This is a genomic window from Novosphingobium sp. BF6 (assembly GCF_058273105.1).
The window spans coordinates 1,773,550-1,791,172 of sequence record NZ_CM177775.1 but is presented as its reverse complement, the minus strand read 5'-3'; the positions used below and the strand labels follow the sequence as shown (position 1 = coordinate 1,791,172).

Annotated in this window: 17 protein-coding genes; 9 read left to right on the top strand and 8 right to left on the bottom strand. The window is 63.9% G+C overall.

The genetic code is table 11. The features are described 5' to 3' along the window. The first annotated feature begins 16 nt into the window (after positions 1–16). From ilvN to AC4D6D_RS08825, 7 genes are all read left to right on the top strand, one after another. On the top strand, positions 17–535 hold the full coding sequence (gene ilvN, locus AC4D6D_RS08855; RefSeq protein ID WP_054441698.1) for an acetolactate synthase small subunit: 519 nt from the start codon (positions 17–19) through the stop codon (positions 533–535). A gap of 105 nt (positions 536–640) precedes the next feature. Continuing rightward, positions 641–1,660, top strand: coding sequence for a ketol-acid reductoisomerase (ilvC, locus tag AC4D6D_RS08850; protein WP_147220510.1), 1,020 nt, complete (start codon positions 641–643; stop codon positions 1,658–1,660). 110 nt (positions 1,661–1,770) lie between these two features. Then, entirely contained in the window at positions 1,771–2,418 is a 648-nt protein-coding gene (locus AC4D6D_RS08845) for a YceI family protein (protein ID WP_147220509.1), read from the top strand. A 74-nt stretch (positions 2,419–2,492) separates the two neighbouring features. Further along, complete coding sequence (locus tag AC4D6D_RS08840; protein ID WP_491324988.1) at positions 2,493–2,816, top strand: I78 family peptidase inhibitor; 324 nt, start codon at positions 2,493–2,495, stop codon at positions 2,814–2,816. A 75-nt stretch (positions 2,817–2,891) separates the two neighbouring features. Beyond that, positions 2,892–3,521, top strand: coding sequence for a TMEM175 family protein (locus AC4D6D_RS08835; RefSeq protein WP_491324987.1), 630 nt, complete (start codon positions 2,892–2,894; stop codon positions 3,519–3,521). Positions 3,522–3,778: 257 nt separating this feature from the next. Then, on the top strand, positions 3,779–5,455 hold the full coding sequence (gene leuA / locus AC4D6D_RS08830; RefSeq protein ID WP_491324986.1) for a 2-isopropylmalate synthase: 1,677 nt from the start codon (positions 3,779–3,781) through the stop codon (positions 5,453–5,455). Positions 5,456–5,658: 203 nt separating this feature from the next. After that, positions 5,659–6,522, top strand: a complete 864-nt coding sequence (locus AC4D6D_RS08825) for a GGDEF domain-containing protein (protein ID WP_491324985.1) — start codon at positions 5,659–5,661, stop codon at positions 6,520–6,522. A gap of 74 nt (positions 6,523–6,596) precedes the next feature. Here AC4D6D_RS08825 and AC4D6D_RS08820 read toward each other — a convergent pair whose 3' ends face one another. From AC4D6D_RS08820 to AC4D6D_RS08790, 7 genes are all read right to left on the bottom strand, one after another. Then, on the bottom strand, positions 6,597–8,003 hold the full coding sequence (locus tag AC4D6D_RS08820; protein ID WP_491324984.1) for an NAD(P)H-dependent flavin oxidoreductase: 1,407 nt from the start codon (positions 8,001–8,003) through the stop codon (positions 6,597–6,599). A 75-nt stretch (positions 8,004–8,078) separates the two neighbouring features. Next, positions 8,079–8,804, bottom strand: a complete 726-nt coding sequence (locus AC4D6D_RS08815; protein WP_491324983.1) for a class I SAM-dependent methyltransferase — start codon at positions 8,802–8,804, stop codon at positions 8,079–8,081. A gap of 103 nt (positions 8,805–8,907) precedes the next feature. Beyond that, on the bottom strand, positions 8,908–10,035 hold the full coding sequence (gene prfB, locus AC4D6D_RS08810; protein WP_491324982.1) for a peptide chain release factor 2: 1,128 nt from the start codon (positions 10,033–10,035) through the stop codon (positions 8,908–8,910). 160 nt (positions 10,036–10,195) lie between these two features. Continuing rightward, entirely contained in the window at positions 10,196–10,738 is a 543-nt protein-coding gene (locus AC4D6D_RS08805) for a peroxiredoxin (protein ID WP_491324981.1), read from the bottom strand. Positions 10,739–10,815: 77 nt separating this feature from the next. After that, complete coding sequence (locus AC4D6D_RS08800) at positions 10,816–11,046, bottom strand: lipoyl domain-containing protein (protein ID WP_147220500.1); 231 nt, start codon at positions 11,044–11,046, stop codon at positions 10,816–10,818. Positions 11,047–11,175: 129 nt separating this feature from the next. Further along, positions 11,176–12,555 carry an acyl-CoA reductase gene (locus AC4D6D_RS08795; protein WP_491324980.1) on the bottom strand — a complete coding sequence of 460 codons (1,380 nt, stop codon included), beginning with the start codon at positions 12,553–12,555 and terminating at the stop codon, positions 11,176–11,178. Positions 12,556–12,590: 35 nt separating this feature from the next. Beyond that, on the bottom strand, positions 12,591–13,940 hold the full coding sequence (locus AC4D6D_RS08790; protein WP_491324979.1) for a hypothetical protein: 1,350 nt from the start codon (positions 13,938–13,940) through the stop codon (positions 12,591–12,593). Positions 13,941–14,073: 133 nt separating this feature from the next. Here AC4D6D_RS08790 and AC4D6D_RS08785 point away from each other — a divergent pair, with 133 nt between their 5' ends. Together AC4D6D_RS08785 and AC4D6D_RS08780 are read left to right on the top strand one after the other, a co-directional pair. Then, a complete protein-coding gene (locus tag AC4D6D_RS08785; RefSeq protein WP_491324978.1) occupies positions 14,074–14,736 on the top strand; it encodes a TetR/AcrR family transcriptional regulator in 663 nt (220 codons plus the stop codon). A gap of 416 nt (positions 14,737–15,152) precedes the next feature. Further along, a complete protein-coding gene (locus AC4D6D_RS08780) occupies positions 15,153–16,034 on the top strand; it encodes an HpcH/HpaI aldolase/citrate lyase family protein (protein WP_491324977.1) in 882 nt (293 codons plus the stop codon). 188 nt (positions 16,035–16,222) lie between these two features. Here AC4D6D_RS08780 and AC4D6D_RS08775 read toward each other — a convergent pair whose 3' ends face one another. Beyond that, entirely contained in the window at positions 16,223–17,611 is a 1,389-nt protein-coding gene (locus tag AC4D6D_RS08775; protein ID WP_491324976.1) for a M28 family peptidase, read from the bottom strand. Positions 17,612–17,623: the final 12 nt, after the last annotated feature.

The window sequence follows — 17,623 nt, the reverse complement described above, 5'->3', positions numbered from 1 at the left end:
ATCCGAAAGACATATCATGATGCACATCAAGCAAGAGGCCGAGGAACGCCACGTCCTCACCATCACGGTCGATAACGAGGCGGGCATTCTCGCCAAGATCGCCGGCCTGTTCACCGCACGCGGCTACAACATCGACAGCCTGACCGTGGCCGACATCACCGAGAACCATGCGGTGAGCCGGATCACCATCGTCACCCACGGACCGCCGAGCCAGATCGACCAGATTCACGCCCAGCTCGAACGCCTGGTGCCGGTGCACAAGGTGGTGGATCTCACCGAAGTCGGCCCGCACGTGGCGCGCGAACTGGCGCTCATCAAGGTGGCCGGTCTCGGCGAAAAGCGCGTCGAGGCGCTGCGCCTGGCCGATATCTTCCGCGCCAAGGCGGTGGACACGACGACCGGTAGCTTCATCTTCGAACTCACCGGCGCGCCGGACAAGATCGATACGTTCGTGCAGCTGATGCGCGACCTCGGCCTTGTCGAAGTGGGCCGCACCGGCATCGTCGCGATGATCCGCGGGCCGCACGAAGCCTAGACACATCCTCCGGCCAGAAACCGGAAACAACCGACCAACGCGCCGCACGGCGCATATCAATATGGGCCCCGCCTCAAGGGAACGGGCCGTCGAAAGGGTACTACAATGAAGGTCTATTACGACGCCGATTGCGACATCAACCTGATCGCCGAGAAGAAGGTCGCGATCCTCGGCTACGGCAGCCAGGGTCACGCCCATGCGCAGAACCTGCGCGATTCGGGCGTCAAGAACGTCGCCATCGCCCTTCGCGAAGGTTCGGCTTCGGCCAAGAAGGCGGAAGCCGCAGGCTTCAAGGTGCTCGCCAACGCCGAAGCCGCCGCCTGGGCCGACGTTCTCATGATCCTCGCACCCGACGAGCATCAGGCCGCGATCTACGCCGCCGACATCCATGACAACCTGAAGCCCGGCGCGGCGCTGGCCTTCGCCCACGGCCTCAATGTCCACTTCGGCCTGATCGAACCCCGCGCCGATATCGACGTGTTCCTGATCGCCCCCAAGGGCCCGGGCCACACCGTCCGCGGCGAATACGTCAAGGGCGGCGGCGTGCCCTGCCTGATCGCGATCCACCAGGACGTGACCGGCAATGCGCAGGACGTGGCTCTGGCCTATGCCTCGGGCGTTGGCGGCGGCCGTTCGGGCATCATCGAAACCAACTTCCGCGAGGAATGCGAAACCGACCTGTTCGGCGAGCAGGCCGTGCTCTGCGGCGGCACCACCGCGCTGGTCCAGGCCGGTTTCGAAACGCTGGTGGAAGCCGGTTACGCACCGGAAATGGCCTACTTCGAATGCCTCCACGAGCTGAAGCTTATCGTCGACCTGATGTATGAAGGCGGCATCGCCAACATGCGCTACTCGATCTCGAACACCGCCGAATACGGCGACATCAAGACCGGCCCGCGCATCATCACCGAAGAGACCAAGAAGGAAATGAAGCGCGTTCTGGAAGACATCCAGTCGGGCCGTTTCGTGAAGGACTTCGTTCTCGACAACCGCGCCGGCCAGCCGGAACTGAAGGCTTCGCGCATCGCCGCCAAGCGCCACCCGATCGAGGAAACCGGCGCCAAGCTGCGCGCCATGATGCCCTGGATCGGCGCCAACGCGCTGGTGGACAAGGCCAAGAACTAAAGTTCGAGGCGGACCGAATTTTAATTCGGTCATCCAAATACCCGTTTGACGGGAAAACGAAGGCGGCGCAGAAATGCGCCGCCTTTTCCTTGTGCCGTCAGGAGTAGATCATGCGCCCTTCCTGCATTTCTCTTGCCCTTGCAGCCGCCGCCGCTCTCGCCGCCCCCGTCACTGCCCAGCCCGGACAGGGTGGCCCCGGAGGCCGCATGGAAATGCTGCACGGGTCGGGCACCCCCGCCGACGTCAAGGCCGGAACTTACGCCGTCGAACCGGCCCATACGCAAGTCACCTTCAGCGTCTCGCACATGGGCATCTCGCCCTTCGCGGGGACCTTCTCGGGCGCCAGCGGCTCGCTGACACTCGACCCCAACAAGCTCTCGGCCACCAAGCTCAGCGTCACGATCCCGGTCACCTCGGTCCAGACCACCAGCGACAAGCTGACCGAAGAACTGCGCAGCGCCGACTGGCTCGACGCCGCCAAGTTCCCGACCGCCACGTTCGTCGCCACCTCGGTCACCCCGCGCGGGCCGGACGCCGCTTCGATCGACGGCACGCTCACCCTCCACGGCGTCAGCAAGCCGATCACGATCATGGCCCGCTTCTTCGGCACCGCGCAGAACCCGATGAACAAGAAGGATTCGATCGGCTTCCTCGGCCGCGCGCTCATCAAGCGCTCGGACTTCGGCGTGTCCAAGTACGTGCCGCTCGTCTCGGACGAAACCGTTTTGGTCATCAACGCCGCTTTCGAGAAGCAGTAACTCTCTGCGCAATCTACCATTCACGGCGACTGCGCGATAAGCGCAGTCCAGAGACCGCCCGAAAGGAGATCGCCATGAAGACCAGAATCACCGCGACTATCACCCTGGCCACGGCCCTCTTTGCCCTTTCGGCCTGCGCCAGCACCGGGAGTGACAAAGTGGCCGATGCAACCCCGCCGCCACCGTCGATGGAGCCGAGCTGCGGCGCCGATCAACTCGCGTCCTACGTCGGCCAACCCGCCAGCGACGATGTGATCGCGAAGATCACCGCCTGGCGTGGTGACAAGCCGATGCGGGTGATCCGCCCCGGCACCGCCGTCACCATGGACTATCGTCCGGACCGCCTGAACGTCCAGGTCGGCGAAGACGGCAAGATCACCGGTTTCACCTGCACCTGATCCATACCATCTGACATCTTGATCCGGGCGCTCCGCTCCGCCAAGCACCGTTGCTGGAATGTAACGGAGCCCCGGATGAACGAAGCTGACGATATCGAGCGCGAGGACGGCCTTGCCCGCGTCGAGGCGTTTTCCGACGGCGTGCTCGCCATCATCATCACCATCATGGTGCTGGAACTGAAAACCCCGGTAACCGAGGGGCTTACGGCGCTCTGGCAGCTCTGGCCGATCTTCATCGCCTATGTGCTGAGCTATGCCTACGTCGCGATCTACTGGGTCAATCACCACCGCCTGCTCGGCCATGCGCGGGTCGTGACGAGCGGACTGCTATGGTCGAACATGCTGCTGCTGTTCACGCTCTCGCTGATCCCGTTCTCGACCGCCTACCTCGGCGAGCATCACTTCAGCCGTGCGGCAACACTGCTCTATCTGGCGACGATGCTGACCCCCGCCCTCGCCTATGTCCTGCTGCAAGGCCGGGTCGCCGCCACCGGCACGCGAACCGTCGCCAGCCGCCGCTATCACAAGGCTTCGCACCGAAAGGGTCTCGCCGCTTCGGCGGTCTACTCCCTCGGCATTCCGCTGACGTTTCTGTCGCCCTGGCTCGGCATCGCCTGCGCGGCACTGGTCGCGGTGTTCTGGATGTTGCCCTGGAGCGTGCTCGATCGCCTGTTCCTCGACAGGGTTCCGCCCGCCGATAGCTGATGGCAATTTCCTTGCGCGCTTCGCCGCACGCGGCGCAAGAAGGAGGCGTTTTTACTTTACATCGATAGCGCGAATGCTCATAGGCTGCGGCAATGAACCTTCTTCTAGGCCTTACCCTGCGACTTACCCGCCCTTGGGCGTGAGGTGACGCGTCGGTCCTGCGGCGCGCTCGGCGCTCAAGGGGACCCGGAAAGACCGGCCTGAATATGGACCGGCAAGCCTTTTAACCGAAGAAGTTTTTCCGAGCGAGATTACCCATGACCATGCTGCAAGACCCCTCGGTCAAATACCGCCCCTTCCCGCAGATCGACCTGCCGAACCGCCAGTGGCCCTCGCAGGTCATCACCAAGGCGCCGCGCTGGCTCTCGACCGACTTGCGCGACGGCAACCAGGCGCTGATCGACCCGATGGGCGCGGAAAAGAAGAACCGCTTCTTCGACCTGCTGGTCAAGGTCGGCCTCAAGGAAATCGAAGTCGGCTTCCCCAGCGCGGGCGCAACCGAGTTCGATTTCATCAACGGCCTGGTCAGGAACGACCGCATTCCCGAAGACGTGCTGGTGCAGGTACTGACCCAGTCGCGCGAAGACCTGATCACCCGCTCGTTCGAGAGCCTGGAAGGCGTTCACGCCGCGATCGTCCATCTCTACAACGCGGTCTCGCCGCTGTGGCGCAATGTCGTGTTCGGCATGGACAAGCACGAGATCAAGGCCATCGCGACCAGCGGCGTCAAGATCCTGCGCGATCAGGCGGCCAGGTATCCGGGCACCAAATGGCAGTTCGAATATTCGCCGGAAACCTTCTCGACCGCCGAACTCGATTTCTCGATCGAGGTCTGCGAGGCGGTGATGGACATTCTCCAGCCGACGCCGGAAAACCCGATCATCCTCAACCTGCCCGCGACGGTCGAGGCGGCTACGCCCAACGTCTATGCGGACCAGATCGAGTATTTCTGCCGCAACCTGCCGAACCGCGAATCGGCGGTGATCTCGCTGCACACCCATAATGACCGCGGCACCGGCGTCGCCGCCGCCGAGCTGGGCCTGATGGCGGGCGCCGACCGCGTCGAGGGCTGCCTGTTCGGCAATGGCGAGCGCACCGGCAACTGCTGCCTCGTCACCGTGGCGATGAACATGTACACGCAGGGCGTGAACCCGGAACTGGACTTCTCGGACATCGACGAAGTGATCCAGACGGTCGAGTACTGCAACCAGCTCAAGGTCGCCGAACGTCACCCCTACGGCGGTGAACTGGTCTTCACCGCCTTCTCGGGCAGCCACCAGGACGCCATCAAGAAGGGCTTCGCCGCGCAGGAAAAGCGCAACGACCAGATCTGGGCCGTGCCTTATCTGCCGATCGACCCCGCCGATCTCGGCCGCGACTACGAGGCGGTGATCCGCGTCAATTCGCAGTCCGGCAAGGGCGGTTTCGCCTGGGTCATCGAGCAGGACCAGGGCCTCAAGCTGCCCAAGCGCATGCAGGCGCACTTCTCAAAGCACGTCCAGGAACTGGCCGACGAACTGGGCCGCGAACTCCAGGCCGCCGACATCTGGGACGTGTTCCGCAAGGCCTATCGCATCGACGATCCGCAGCACTTCCAGCTGATCGACTGGGAAGAAGCCAAGGCTGCCGACGGCACCCGTGTCTTCGCGGGCAAGATCGGCGTGGACGGCCAGGAGCAATCGGTGTCGGGACGCGGCAACGGATTGATCTCCTCGGTCGCCGCCACGCTGGCGGAGAGCTTCGGCGTGACCATCGACGTGCGCGACTATGCCGAGCACTCGATGGGCCAGCACACCGACGCCCGCGCCGCCGCCTATGTCGAATGCGTAACGCCGGAGGGCCGCGTGGTCTGGGGTGTCGGCATCGACGAGGACGTGGCGACGGCCAGCGTCCGCGCCGTGCTCAGCGCCGCCAACACGGTGCGCGCCGCCTGAAGCGAGAGGCAAACTTAAATCGATTGGGGCGGGGGTTTTCGAATCCCCGCCTTTTTCGTTATGTTCACTGAACACACAGTGACACAGTCGATCATGACCATCGCACGGCTCACCTTGCGTACGCAAATTAACAGTATTTATTTAGGAACCGTTTAGAGACGCGGCCAATTTTCCCGGGAAATCCAACAACAACCGGGATGCCTATGCAGTTCTATCTCGCGACGTCGTTCATCTTTCCGCGTTCGCTGCGACTGAGGTTGTTTGCCCTCTGCTTCGTTGCCACGCACCTTCCCCTGCTGGGCTACTGCGCCTGGGGCCTGTCTACCGGACGGATAGCCCTGTTCGAATTCGTCCTGCTGACGCTGGCGACCGTGATAGGCACCGGGCTGGCGCTCTACGGCATCGGTGCCCTGCTCAACCCCATCCACGCCCTGGCCGATGCGCTCAACCGCAGCGACGAAGACGGAACCGCGCTTCCCGAAATGGGCGACGTGATCCAGACGCTCTATGCCGGCGTCCATCGTGCCGCCACCGCCACCCGCGCACAGATGGAAGACCTCAGCATCGCCGCGCTGGAAGACCCGCTGACCGGCGTCGCCAACCGGCGCGGCTTCCTGGAGCAATTGAACGCCCTCCCCGCCGACCAACGCCGCGGCTGCGTCGCCATCGTCGACATCGACTTCTTCAAGCAAGTCAACGACAAGCTCGGCCACGATGAAGGCGACCGGGTGCTTTGCGCTTTCGCCGACCGCCTCTCCTCGCAAATCCGCCGCGCCGACATGGTCGCCCGCTGGGGCGGCGAGGAATTTGCGATCCTGTTCCACGAATGCATCGAGGACGAGGCCGACTGGACGCTCGCCCGAATTGCCGCGCGCATGCGGGAGGAACCGATCGGCACGGTCGACGGGCGTCCGATCACCTTTTCCGCCGGGCTTTGCTGCTGGAGCGGCGGGGATATCGAAGCGGCCCTGCACTTCGCGGACGAGGCACTCTACAAGGCCAAGCGATCCGGTCGCGACCGCATCTGTCGCGTGCTTCCCGCCGACAATCCGCAGGCGGCTCGATAGCCCTTGCTCCTTCACGAACGAAAAAGGGCGGCCCAAGAGCCGCCCTTTTTCGTTTGCCTGCAAGACCGAGACGATCAATCGCCGGTCAGGATGCGGTCGACCAGTTCCTTCACCGTCGGGGTGAAGCCGTTCGAGTAGAACGGGTCCTGCTTGAACTTGTAGGCGGCATGGCCCGCGAACATCAGGTTCTCGTCGATCGGACCGCCATGGGCGATGTCCTGAAGCGTCTTCTGGATGCAGAAGCTGCGCGGATCGGCGAGGCGGCCGGTGGTGTAGTCGTCGTGGTCCTTCCACGAGGAGAAGCCGCAGTGCGACAGGCAGCCCATGCAGTCGGCCTGGTCCTTGCGGATTTCGTCACGCTCGTCCGGATTGACGAAGATGATCGTGTCGTCGGGCGTGCGCAGGCCGTCGGTGAAGCCCTGCGCCGACCATGCACGCGCACGGTCGAGGTCCTTGGGCGCAACCCAGAAGTTCTTGCCCTTCACACCGACGTCGAGGCGCACGGTATGCTCGCCCGCTTCGACCTTCGAGTAGGGAATCTGGCGCTCCGAACGCGCTTCGAGGTTGCGCAGGAACGGATTGCGCACGGCCGAGGAATAGAAGCCGGTCGGCGAGAAGCGGTGGAGCAGCACGTCGCCCGGTTCGAGCGTGCGCAAGTGGTCCTTCCAGGCCTGCGGAATCGGGCTTTCGTGCGTGAGCAGCGGGCGCGTGCCGTACTGAAATGCTATCGAACCCAGTTCCGGATTGTCGATCCAGTTTTCCCAGTCGCGCAGGAACCACACGCCGCCGGCCATGACGATCGGCACGCTGTCGGCAATGCCCTCTGCGCGCATGGTGTCGCGCAGCGCCTTGACGCGGGGATAGGGATCTTCAGGCTTGAGCGGGTCTTCGGCGTTCGAGAGGCCGTTATGACCGCCCGCCAGCCACGGGTCCTCGTAGACCACCGCGCCCAGCAGGTCGGGAACCTTGTGATAGGCACGCTTCCACAGCGCGCGGAAGGCGCGGCCGGAGCTGACGATCGGCAGGTAGTTCACATTGAACCGCGCCGCGATTTCGGACAGCTTGTAAGGCATGCCCGCGCCGCAGGTCACGCCCGTGACCATGCCGCGGGTCTGGTCCAGAACGCCTTCGAGGATGGTCTGGGCGCCGCCCATTTCCCACAGGACGTTGATGTTGATCGCGCCCTTGCCGTTCGAAATCTCGTAGGCACGGCGGACCTGCTCGACCGCGCCGTCGATGGCATAGTCGATCAGTTCCTGATGACGCTCCTTGCGCGTGAGGGCATTGTAGACTTGCGGGACGATCTTGCCTTCGGCGTCATAGCTGTCGGCATTGACGGCGCTGACCGTACCGATGCCGCCGGCCGCCGCCCAGGCGCCCGAGCTCATGTGATTGGTCGCGGCAACGCCCTTGCCGCCTTCGACAAGCGGCCAGACTTCGCGTCCACCATAGACAATCGGCTTGAGACCCTTGAAACCCATCTTCTCTTTCGTCTTTCCCCCGGCGCGTGGCACGCCGGTTCAGCGGCCCTGTATACGCCCTGTGCTACTGACGCACTACTTTTGCGTCATGGTGTTGCCGGATATCCGGCAAGGTACGATGTTTTCCGGTTCCGGCCTTGGACCGGCAACCTCGAACTGTGCGTAGTAGCCCTGGAGCTCCGGCTTACGGACAAATTCCGTCAGGCGAAACCCCATGGACGCAAATTCGCAGAAAAGCAGTTGCGGCGGAATGCCGTGGCTGTCGCTGGCCCGGTCTACATCGACAACGACCACGCGACCGCCCTCGCGCAGCGAAGGGCGCAAGTGCCACAGGAAGGCATAAGGCTCGGCGACCTCGTGGTACATATGGACCAGGAAGACACGGTCGAAGCTGGCTTCCGGCAGCTTGGGGTCGTCCGGCGTGCCGAGCTTGATGGAGACGTTCTCCAGTTCCTCGCGCATCACGCGGTTGCCCAGCCGCTCGTTTGCCTCGCGGTCGATATCCTCGGCCAGCACGCGGCCCTTGGTGCCGACGCGCTGGGCCAGGCGCACCGTGTAGTAGCCCTCGCCAGCGCCGAGATCGGCCACGCTCATGCCCGGCTCGATCCGGGCGAGATCCATCACGACTTGCGCTTCGTTCAGGCTGTCGCGCTGGACTTCGGTGCCCACGGCCCCGTCAGGAGTCTTGGAAACCGGACGATCCGCCACCGGAAAGGCCCGCACGCTCTCGGGACGCGATTCGTCCGCCCGCTCGCGATCGCAGCCTCCAAGGGCCAGCCCGAAAACGAGCGTCGAAGCCATCAGCGCGGCGCGACAGGAAAGGCGGAAGGACAAGCCCATGCGGCCCTTTAGCGGTTCGGCCCGCACTTGGCAAAGTCATGCCGAGGTCGGGCCGTTCGCACTATCAGTCGACGTCTTCCACTTCGACCTTCTCGCCGGTCACGCGCTGCGAAAGCGCGGCCGCCATGAAGGGATCGAGCGCGCCGTCGAGCACGTCGCCCGGCGCGGTGGAGACCACGCCGGTGCGCAGGTCCTTCACCTGCTGATAGGGCTGGAGAACGTAGGAACGGATCTGGTGGCCCCAGCCGATATCGCTCTTCGAAGCGTGTTCCGCGCTCGCCGCTTCCTCGCGCTTGCGCATCTCTTCCTCGAACATGCGTGCCTTCAGCATGCCCATCGCGATTTCACGGTTCTTGTGCTGCGAACGGTCGATCTGGCTCGCGACGACGATGCCGGACGGTTGGTGCGTGATACGCACTGCCGAATCCGTGGTGTTGACGTGCTGACCGCCTGCACCCGAAGCGCGATAGGTATCGATCTTCAGGTCGGACGGATTGATCTCGATCTCGAAGCTGTCGTCGATCACCGGGTAGACCCAGACCGACGAGAAGCTCGTGTGGCGGCGCGCCGAGCTGTCATAAGGGCTGATGCGGACCAGGCGGTGGACGCCGCTCTCGGTCTTGGCATAGCCATAGGCGTTCTCGCCCTTGATCAGCAGGGTGCAGCTCTTGATGCCCGCGGCCTCACCGGCATGATAATCCACCAGCTCGACCTTGTAGCCATGACGCTCCGCCCAGCGCGTGTACATGCGCTGAAGCATCTCGGCCCAGTCCTGGCTCTCGGTGCCGCCGGCACCGGCGTGGACTTCAAGATAGGTGTCGTTGGAATCTGCCTCGCCCGAGAGCAGTGCCGTAACCTTGTCATGGTCGGCACGCTCTGCCAGCGCGGCAAGCGCGGCGATACCTTCGTTGATGGTATCCTCGTCGCCTTCCATCTCGCCCAGTTCGACGAACTCGACGGCGTCCTGCATCTCGCGGCTTATCTCGTTCACGGCACCGATGGAAGCCTCCAACCGGCGACGTTCCTTCATCACCGCTTCGGCTTCCTTGGGCTTGTCCCACAGCGTGGGATCTTCGACGCGTGCGTTCAACTCGTCGAACCGGCGCAGGGCGCGGTCCCAGTCGAGGAACTTGCGGACCAGCGCGAGGGCCTTCTCGATACGCGCAATGTGGGCCTGCCCTTCGGCACGCATGACTTGAAACTCCCAAGAAGCGACAGCGCGCGCATAGCGCAGCGACGGCATAAGTAAAGCACACGCGAAAACCCGCGCGCGGAAACGGCGCTCTTACGCGCCAATGGGGGCCTTGTTCAAGGCAGGAAGTGAACGCGCCCCGCCCGCCCTGCCATCAGCCTCAATGCTTGAGCTTCTTCACCGCTTCCAGCGTGAGCTTGACATGATCGCGGTAATCGAGATCGGAATGGACCATCGTGATCCGCCCGTCCTGCGCGATCACATAGCTGGTGCGGTCGGTCATGCCCGCCGGAGCGCCTTCGCGCTTCAGGGCGACATCGTAGGCCTTGATAACCGAAGGCGTCGCCACGGCAACGGCGAACTTGTCGCGGCAGGCTTCGGTCGAAAACTTCTGGAGCGTGGGCAGGTCGTCGTTCGACATGCCGACCACGGTAGCGCCCAGTTTCGCGAAATCGTCGGTCGCATCAGCGAAGGCGTGGGCTTCCAGCGTGCACCCCTGGGTGAAGGCCTTGGGGTAGAAATAGAGCACCACCGGCCCCTTCTTCAACGCCGCCTTGAGATCGAAGGACATCACCTTTCCGCCCTTGGCGCCCTGCGTCGAAAAGGCGGGAGCCTTGGCGCCGACCGGCAAGGCCGCCTGAGCGGCACCGGCGGAAACAGCGAGGACGAGTGCCGCTACAGCGGCGGGCAGGATTTTGCGCATGGGCGGCAATCTGAACCTCGGGAAAGGGACTGTCCAGTCCCCTTCCCGCCCCGATTTCCGGGCCTCACCTCTACCGTTCAGTCGATGTAGCCGAGCACCGTGCCCACTTCGTAAGTTTCGCCAACGGCAGCGACGATCCGCAGGGTGCCGGAAGCGGGTGCCTCGACCTCGTTGGTGGACTTGTCGGCTTCGAGCGAGAACAGCGGCTCGCCTTCGGCGACGGCCCCACCGTCCGCGATCAGCCATTCGGCCACCTGGCCCTCTTGCATCGAGAAGCCGATCTTGGGGAGCAGGATTTCAACGGCCATGGTGCTTTCAGTCCTCCAGAATGTCGGCCTGGCGAATTCCCCTCGCCGCCGTGATCGCCATTCTGACTAACGCAAGACGCGGGGCAGGCAAGCAGCGCGCCCCGCTATCCGCGCAGGCGATATGACGGGTCAGGAGGCCTTTCCGTCTTCATGGGCCATCCAGTGGACGAAGCGGTGGAGCGGATACATCGCATCGTGCGGGTTGCCGATCGTCGCAGGCCCTGCCTCACCCAGATGCACCACGCGCTGGGCCCCGCCTGCGGCCAGCCGGTCGCGGTACTGGGGCATCCGGTCGAACGGGTAGAACCCGACCGTCTGGGTGGCGACATTGATCCACCTCACGGCTTCGTCGAGGCTGTCCACGCGCACGACATTGGCGGTCTTGTTGATCGGATGGAAATCGACCGGCTCTTCGGAGCGGATGACCAGCCCCTTGCCGTCTGTCCGGCCCCAGACGCCGTAGTCGTCGTCCATCAGCATCATCGTATCGACCGCCTCGCGCATATCGCGATCGAGCGGGCGGTAGTCCCCGCTTTCGGCGGCGCGGCGGGCGATGTGGTGGTGGAGGCGTTCGCAGAAGCGGTCGACTTCCGCCTCGCTGCCTTCCACGAACTGGAAGCGGCTGGCGACGCAGGCTTCCTGGTTCAGTGTCATGACGTCAGTGGAACAGAGGTCCGCCACGCGATCGACGGTCTCCGCGTCCGCTAGCGCCTCGCGCCCGACAAACGAGATCGAGGTCTTGGGATCGAAGGAAACGAGCTGAAATCCCGGACCCAGATATTTGATAACATTGGTTATCGCATCGCCTCCACCCCAGGCGACGATCTTGTCGAAATACTGCGGGCGATAGAGCACGCGTTCGGTCGATTCGTCGCCGCCACGCCAGTAGACCGCCGACATCGAACGCACGATCGGGTGGTTCGCATCGATATCCGCCATGGTCCGCAGGATGGCGACCATGGTGAAGGGATCGGCACTGCTCATCTTGAACAGGTTGATGCCCTTCACCATCGAACCCTGCGCCACCGATTTCACGGCCACGCCCGGCGAATTGCCCGGCAGCACATGGATAAGACGCGGCGCAAAAGCGCGCACGAAGCTCTTGCGGCCTGTGAAGTCCTGCTTCGGCACCCACTCATCGAGCGCGCGGGGATCGGGGAAGTTCTGTTCCACTTCCGCCATGAGCACGCGCTTGTCGAGATAGGCGGCGGCATGGCGCGCGGTGTTCTCGACGACGGCGCGCGGCAGGATATGCGTGCGGCACATCCGCTCGATGCATTCCTGCATATGGTCGTTGTCGGACGCGACGAGACGCTGGCCGGTCTCGACAAGGAAGTCGATAATCTCCGCCAGCGGCACATTGAGCAGCGGCGGCACTTCGGTGCGCGGGGGCACCGCGCGGTCGAAGGGTATCCTGGGTGTCGCGAAAGTCACGCCAAGGTCGCGCGACTTCTGGATCACCTCGGTGCCGTGCAGCACTTCGCCGCGCAGGAAGAACGGAGCCGACACAAGCTCATCTGTTTCAGAACGTTGTGTTACAAAGTTCATGCTACACCTCGCACATAAGCATCGACCGTGCCGGCGCAGCCGATCTTGTCGTCACCTTCCAGATCCGCGTAACGGACGATAGTGTCGCGGATCGAAGGACCGTGGTTTCCGCACTTGCAGGGGCCGTAGTCGAGCGAAATCCTGTCACCGGTAATCACCCCGCCCCAGCGCCCGTCGAGCGAGAGATCGAAGAAGGCGGCGCGACCTTCCATTTCACCTGAAGTGTGGTCGAGGGCATTATCGCCCGACTTGTCGAGCAGTACCGGTACGATCCACGGCGGCACGTGATAGCGCCCGCCCTCGCGGCACTTGGGCATGCCCGAGTTCAGTTCCTGCATCGAATAATTCTGAAAGTGGCGATCCTCCGGAATGTTGAAAGTATCGAACACATACTCCTGATAATCCTCGGGAAGCTGTGCTCTCTTCAGTCCGCCGCCGACATAGATCGAGTTGTCCGGATCGAAATCGGCACGGTCATACCCGGCATCGCGCACGGCCTTGGCGACCTGCCACAACCCACTCCACAGGCCCGATAGCTGAAGCTTGCGATGGCGGTTCTCGATAATGAACTGCGCCGTCGCCGGGATCGCATCGGCCACCGCCTTGCCGCGCGCCGCGGAGGTTTCCTCGAAAGCCGCGATTTCGTCGGGACGAGCAGTGCCCTCGGCGATCTTCTTGCGCATGACCACCATCGAGGTGAGCGAACCCACGGTGATTGGCGGCACCGGATAGTGCCAGCGCGGCGCTGACGGGTCCGCAAACGCCTCGTACTGCGCCTGCGCGATCGTCGCATTCTTGGGCACGGTGGCGACCGGCGCGCAGCCGACGATCACCCGATCCTGCGCCGGCACCACGCCCGAACCCCAGGAAAAGACATTGACCGTATCGATCTTAGACCAGTCCATATCCGTCTGCGAAGCGATCAGCATGGCCGACTTGCCGGTGGTACCGCTGGAGCAGGAAATGTAGCGGCCTAGCGCCGCCAGCCGCTCGATCCAGTCATCGATATCCTCGATGCCTTCGAGATTCAGCCCTTCGATCGGATAAGCCGAGATCGTGCCGAGCCACTTGGTCAGCTTGTCCCACCGCTCCTCCATCAGGAAGCTCTCGGGATAGGACTTGTAGGCCGTGTGCGGGAACAGCAGCGGCACAATGTCGGAGACGGATTCGATTTTCTCGATCCCCGCATCGCGAGCCCGCAGGCCCAGCAACCTGATGCGGTCCCTGCGCTCCTCAAAACGCTCATCGAGCGCGGCGATCTGCGCGTCGCGCAGGTCATTGGCGCTGAATTCAAATCGCGTCCGGCTATCTATCAAGGACAACAGCTTGTCGGCCATATCTCCCATTGATTCTCTCCCATGAACCTCGCTCCGCCGAACTTGGATAGACATATCCCGACGACTCGAATAATAGCACCTTGTAAGTTTCATTATTCACGATCCTCTTGGCAGCGCAAGCACGATCGGGTCGAATGGGCGCATGACCGAGAAAGCCTCAGCGATCGCAGCCGCCACTTCCTCCATCCGCGCCGGGCGTCCGACCCGCGAACAGGCGCAGGCGCGCCAGGCACAGCTGCTTGACTGCGCCTTCGACCATTTTCTCGACAAGGGCTTTGAACCCACCACGATCGAGGCCATCGCCGCGGACGTCAGCATGACGAAGCGTACGGTCTATGCCCGTTACCCCGACAAGGCCTCGCTATTCCGCGCCGCCGTCCGCCGGGGGACCGAGCGCCGCGCCGCCGGTCCGGCAGCGATCGAAGCGACCCGCGTGGACAGCCTCGAAGAAACCCTCGTGCGCATAGCCCTGCTGCGCATCCGGCTCGCGGGCACGCCGGAGGGTGTGAAACTGCAACGCCTCATCAATACCGAGGCCTATCGCTTCCCGGATATTTTCCAGACCTACTACGAGGTTGCCGCAATCCCCACGGTACGGTTTCTCGCCGGAATCCTCGAAGACGAAACCCGCGCCGGACGCCTCGCCATCGACGATTCGATGCTTTCGGCAAACGTGTTCATGAGCATGGTCGTCAGCGCCCCGGTGCGTTTCCTGATTTCGGGGAATGAGCTTCCTGCGCAAGATGTCGACCGCCGGGTCCGCTACGCGGTGCGGTTGTTTCTCAAAGGCGCCGAACCACGCTGAACCGCATATTCGAACGGGAAAGACCAACAGGATGCCGCAAGCAGACGAACGCGCCGACCAGCCGCGCAGAAAGGCTCTGGAAAGCGAGCGAATTCTGGAAAAAAGCCCCGAACCCGCTGCCTGACGGGAAAACCGTCCCACGCCGCTTCTATTTGTGAAGCGGTCGCGGGACGGCATGCGACCCGTAAGGGCTGTCGCAACGTGGGCCATGTCCGGCCCGCGCGATCGATCGTGGAGGAGGTACGATCGATAACGACGGCGCGTCGCTACAAGAATTCTCAAACGTTTGCACTACCCAACAGCGCTGTCGCAACACGTAATGCAATTTATTTGCCGAAAACCTCCCGCCATTCCCGCAGCCTTGACCTGCCGGTTCCTCTCCGCAATGCCTCCCGCAACCGAGAGGAACCCCAAACATGACCGCCTCCGAGCATGACAACCGCCCCCGCCGCAGCGCGCTTTACCTTCCCGCTTCCAACGCCAAGGCCATCGTCAAGGCGCGCACCCTGCCCTGCGACATGGTCGTGCTGGACCTCGAAGACGCCGTCGCCCCCGAAGCCAAGGAAGAAGCCCGCACCGCCGCCATCGCCGCCATCGCCGAGGGGGGCTTCGGCCACCGTCAGGTCGCCATCCGCGTCAATGGTCTCGACACCGAATGGGGCGCCGCCGACCTTGCCGCCATCGCCGCCTCACGGGCCGACGCGGTGCTCGTCCCCAAGGTCAATTCGCCGGAGGATATCGCGCGTTACGATGCGGCGCTCTCCGATGCAGCACCGCAGATGCAGCTCTGGACGATGATCGAGACTTGCGAGAGCGTCGGCAACCTGCCCGCCATCGCCGCCATGGCCCGCACCTCGCGGCTGTCGCTCTGGATCATGGGCACCAACGATCTCGCTAAGGAAATGCGCGCGCAGCTCACGGCCTGCCGCACGCCGTTCCTGCCCTTCCTCGCGATGGCCGTCGCCGCCGCCCGCGCCCATGGCCTCGCCATCCTCGACGGCGTCTGCAACGAATTCCGCGACCTCACCGTTTTCGAGGCCGAAGCGCGGCAGGGCCTGATGTTCGGCTTCGACGGCAAGAGCCTGATCCACCCCGCACAGATCGAACCCTGCAACACCGTGTTCTCACCGAGCGAGGCCGACCTCGCCTGGGCGCAAGGGGTGATCGAGGCGTTCGCTCTCCCGGAGAACCGGGGCAAGGGCGCGATCCGGGTCGATGGCAAGATGACCGAACTGCTGCATCTGGAGCAGGCGCGGCGGCTGGTCGAAGTCCACGGCCTTATTCAGGGGATGAAGTAAAGGGAAGTCCTGGGGGATGATCCCCCAGACCCTCGGAATGGCTATCTTGCGCGCTGCTATTCGTTGTGCGCTCCCTGCGGCGCAGCCAGTTATGTCTCCCGGCGCCGCCATGAGCGCACGGCGGATAGTGCGGGGCGCTACCTCGACAGTATGGGGGGTGCAGGGGGCGATGGCCCCCTGCTCTTTCTTTACCCTTCGCCCTTCGATCCGGGCACCCGCGCAATCTCGCCGGGTTCGTTGGCGATGACCTTCAGCACCGCCGTCCAGGCATCGACGTTCTGCTGGAGCGCCGCCGGATCGACCTTGTCGAGCGTGTCGTCCGGCGTGTGGTGCAGGTCGAAGTAGTGCATGCCGTCCTGCCCGAGGTCGACCACCGCCAGTTCCTGTTTGGCGATGATACCCGAGACGTCCGCCCCGCCGGTAGCCGCGCCGTCGTGATGGACGATGCCCATCGGCCAGAGCGCCGCCTTGATCTTCTCGCCCACGGCCTTGTTGCTGTCGGCCAGGGTCAGGCGGAATTGCCAGACCTTGTCGGCGCCGAAGTCGCTTTCCATCGCCACCGCGTGGGGTTCGTTGCCGTGCATCTCGGCATAGGCCTTGCTGCCGCCGCCGGTAACGCCCATTTCCTCGTTGCCTGCCCAGAGCACGCGGATCGTGCGCAGGGTCTTGCCGTCCTTCTGCGCCGCCAGTGCCGCAGCAGTGACGATGCCGCAGCCCGAAGCGTCGTCGATCGCGCCGGTCGCCAGGTCCCAGGAATCGAGATGGCAGGCGAGCACGATCTTCGGCAGCGAGGGATCGCGGCCCGGCAGGTCGGCGATCACATTGCCCGAAGGCGCATCGGGGAACGGCTTACCGAGCAGGGTCAGGTCGATCTTCATCGGCTTGCCGCGCTTGGCGATGCGCGCGATCAGGTCGGCATCCGGATTGGAAACCGCACCGGCCGGAATGGCGGCCACGTCCTTGGCGAAGACGGTGACGCCGGTATGCGGATTGCGGTGGCTATCGGTCCCCGCCGAGCGGATGACTATGGCCGCAGCCCCCTTCTGCGCGGCGATCGACGGGCCGCGGCGGCGCACGTCGCCGTAAGGGCCGTATCCCGAACCGTCCTGAGCCGCGCGCATGGCGTGGTCCACGAAGGCGACCTTGCCCTTTAGCGACCCTTCCGGTGCCGCCTTGAGGGCATCGAGCGTCGGGAAATAGACCATTTCGGCCTGGATGCCCTTGGCAGGCGTCGGCGCCGACATGCCGAGCGCGGTGATTGCCAAGGCATGCGCATAAGGCGCGGTCAGCTTCGCGCGCTCTTCGCCGCGCGTCCACACGAGCGTCTTGAACGGCTCGATCTTGACGTTCTGGAACCCCAGCGCATTGAGCTTGGCCTCGGCCCAAAGGCGGGCCTGACCCTCTTCCGGCGATCCGGCGAGACGCGCACCGATCTCGGTGGTCAGGCCTTCGACGATCTCCCAGGCGACGCCCGAACCTTCGGTCGGCGTGGCCTGTGCGGGAGCCGCCAGAAACGGAACGGCAGCGAGGAGCGGAGAGGCGGCGAGAAGCGCCGCGCGGGAGAATCTGCGTTGCATGGCAGCTGCCTA

Excerpts from the sequence above, each read along its gene's own strand:
- ilvN (WP_054441698.1), top strand. The coding sequence starts at position 17 with ATGATGCACATCAAGCAAGAGGCCGAGGAACGCCACGTCCTCACCATC.
- ilvC (WP_147220510.1), top strand. The coding sequence starts at position 641 with ATGAAGGTCTATTACGACGCCGATTGCGACATCAACCTGATCGCCGAG.
- AC4D6D_RS08845 (WP_147220509.1), top strand. The coding sequence starts at position 1,771 with ATGCGCCCTTCCTGCATTTCTCTTGCCCTTGCAGCCGCCGCCGCTCTC.
- AC4D6D_RS08840 (WP_491324988.1), top strand. The coding sequence starts at position 2,493 with ATGAAGACCAGAATCACCGCGACTATCACCCTGGCCACGGCCCTCTTT.
- AC4D6D_RS08835 (WP_491324987.1), top strand. The coding sequence starts at position 2,892 with ATGAACGAAGCTGACGATATCGAGCGCGAGGACGGCCTTGCCCGCGTC.
- leuA (WP_491324986.1), top strand. The coding sequence starts at position 3,779 with ATGACCATGCTGCAAGACCCCTCGGTCAAATACCGCCCCTTCCCGCAG.
- AC4D6D_RS08825 (WP_491324985.1), top strand. The coding sequence starts at position 5,659 with ATGCAGTTCTATCTCGCGACGTCGTTCATCTTTCCGCGTTCGCTGCGA.
- AC4D6D_RS08820 (WP_491324984.1), bottom strand. The coding sequence starts at position 8,003 with ATGGGTTTCAAGGGTCTCAAGCCGATTGTCTATGGTGGACGCGAAGTC.
- AC4D6D_RS08815 (WP_491324983.1), bottom strand. The coding sequence starts at position 8,804 with ATGGCTTCGACGCTCGTTTTCGGGCTGGCCCTTGGAGGCTGCGATCGC.
- prfB (WP_491324982.1), bottom strand. The coding sequence starts at position 10,035 with ATGCGTGCCGAAGGGCAGGCCCACATTGCGCGTATCGAGAAGGCCCTC.
- AC4D6D_RS08805 (WP_491324981.1), bottom strand. The coding sequence starts at position 10,738 with ATGCGCAAAATCCTGCCCGCCGCTGTAGCGGCACTCGTCCTCGCTGTT.
- AC4D6D_RS08800 (WP_147220500.1), bottom strand. The coding sequence starts at position 11,046 with ATGGCCGTTGAAATCCTGCTCCCCAAGATCGGCTTCTCGATGCAAGAG.
- AC4D6D_RS08790 (WP_491324979.1), bottom strand. The coding sequence starts at position 13,940 with ATGGGAGATATGGCCGACAAGCTGTTGTCCTTGATAGATAGCCGGACG.
- AC4D6D_RS08785 (WP_491324978.1), top strand. The coding sequence starts at position 14,074 with ATGACCGAGAAAGCCTCAGCGATCGCAGCCGCCACTTCCTCCATCCGC.
- AC4D6D_RS08780 (WP_491324977.1), top strand. The coding sequence starts at position 15,153 with ATGACCGCCTCCGAGCATGACAACCGCCCCCGCCGCAGCGCGCTTTAC.
- AC4D6D_RS08775 (WP_491324976.1), bottom strand. The coding sequence starts at position 17,611 with ATGCAACGCAGATTCTCCCGCGCGGCGCTTCTCGCCGCCTCTCCGCTC.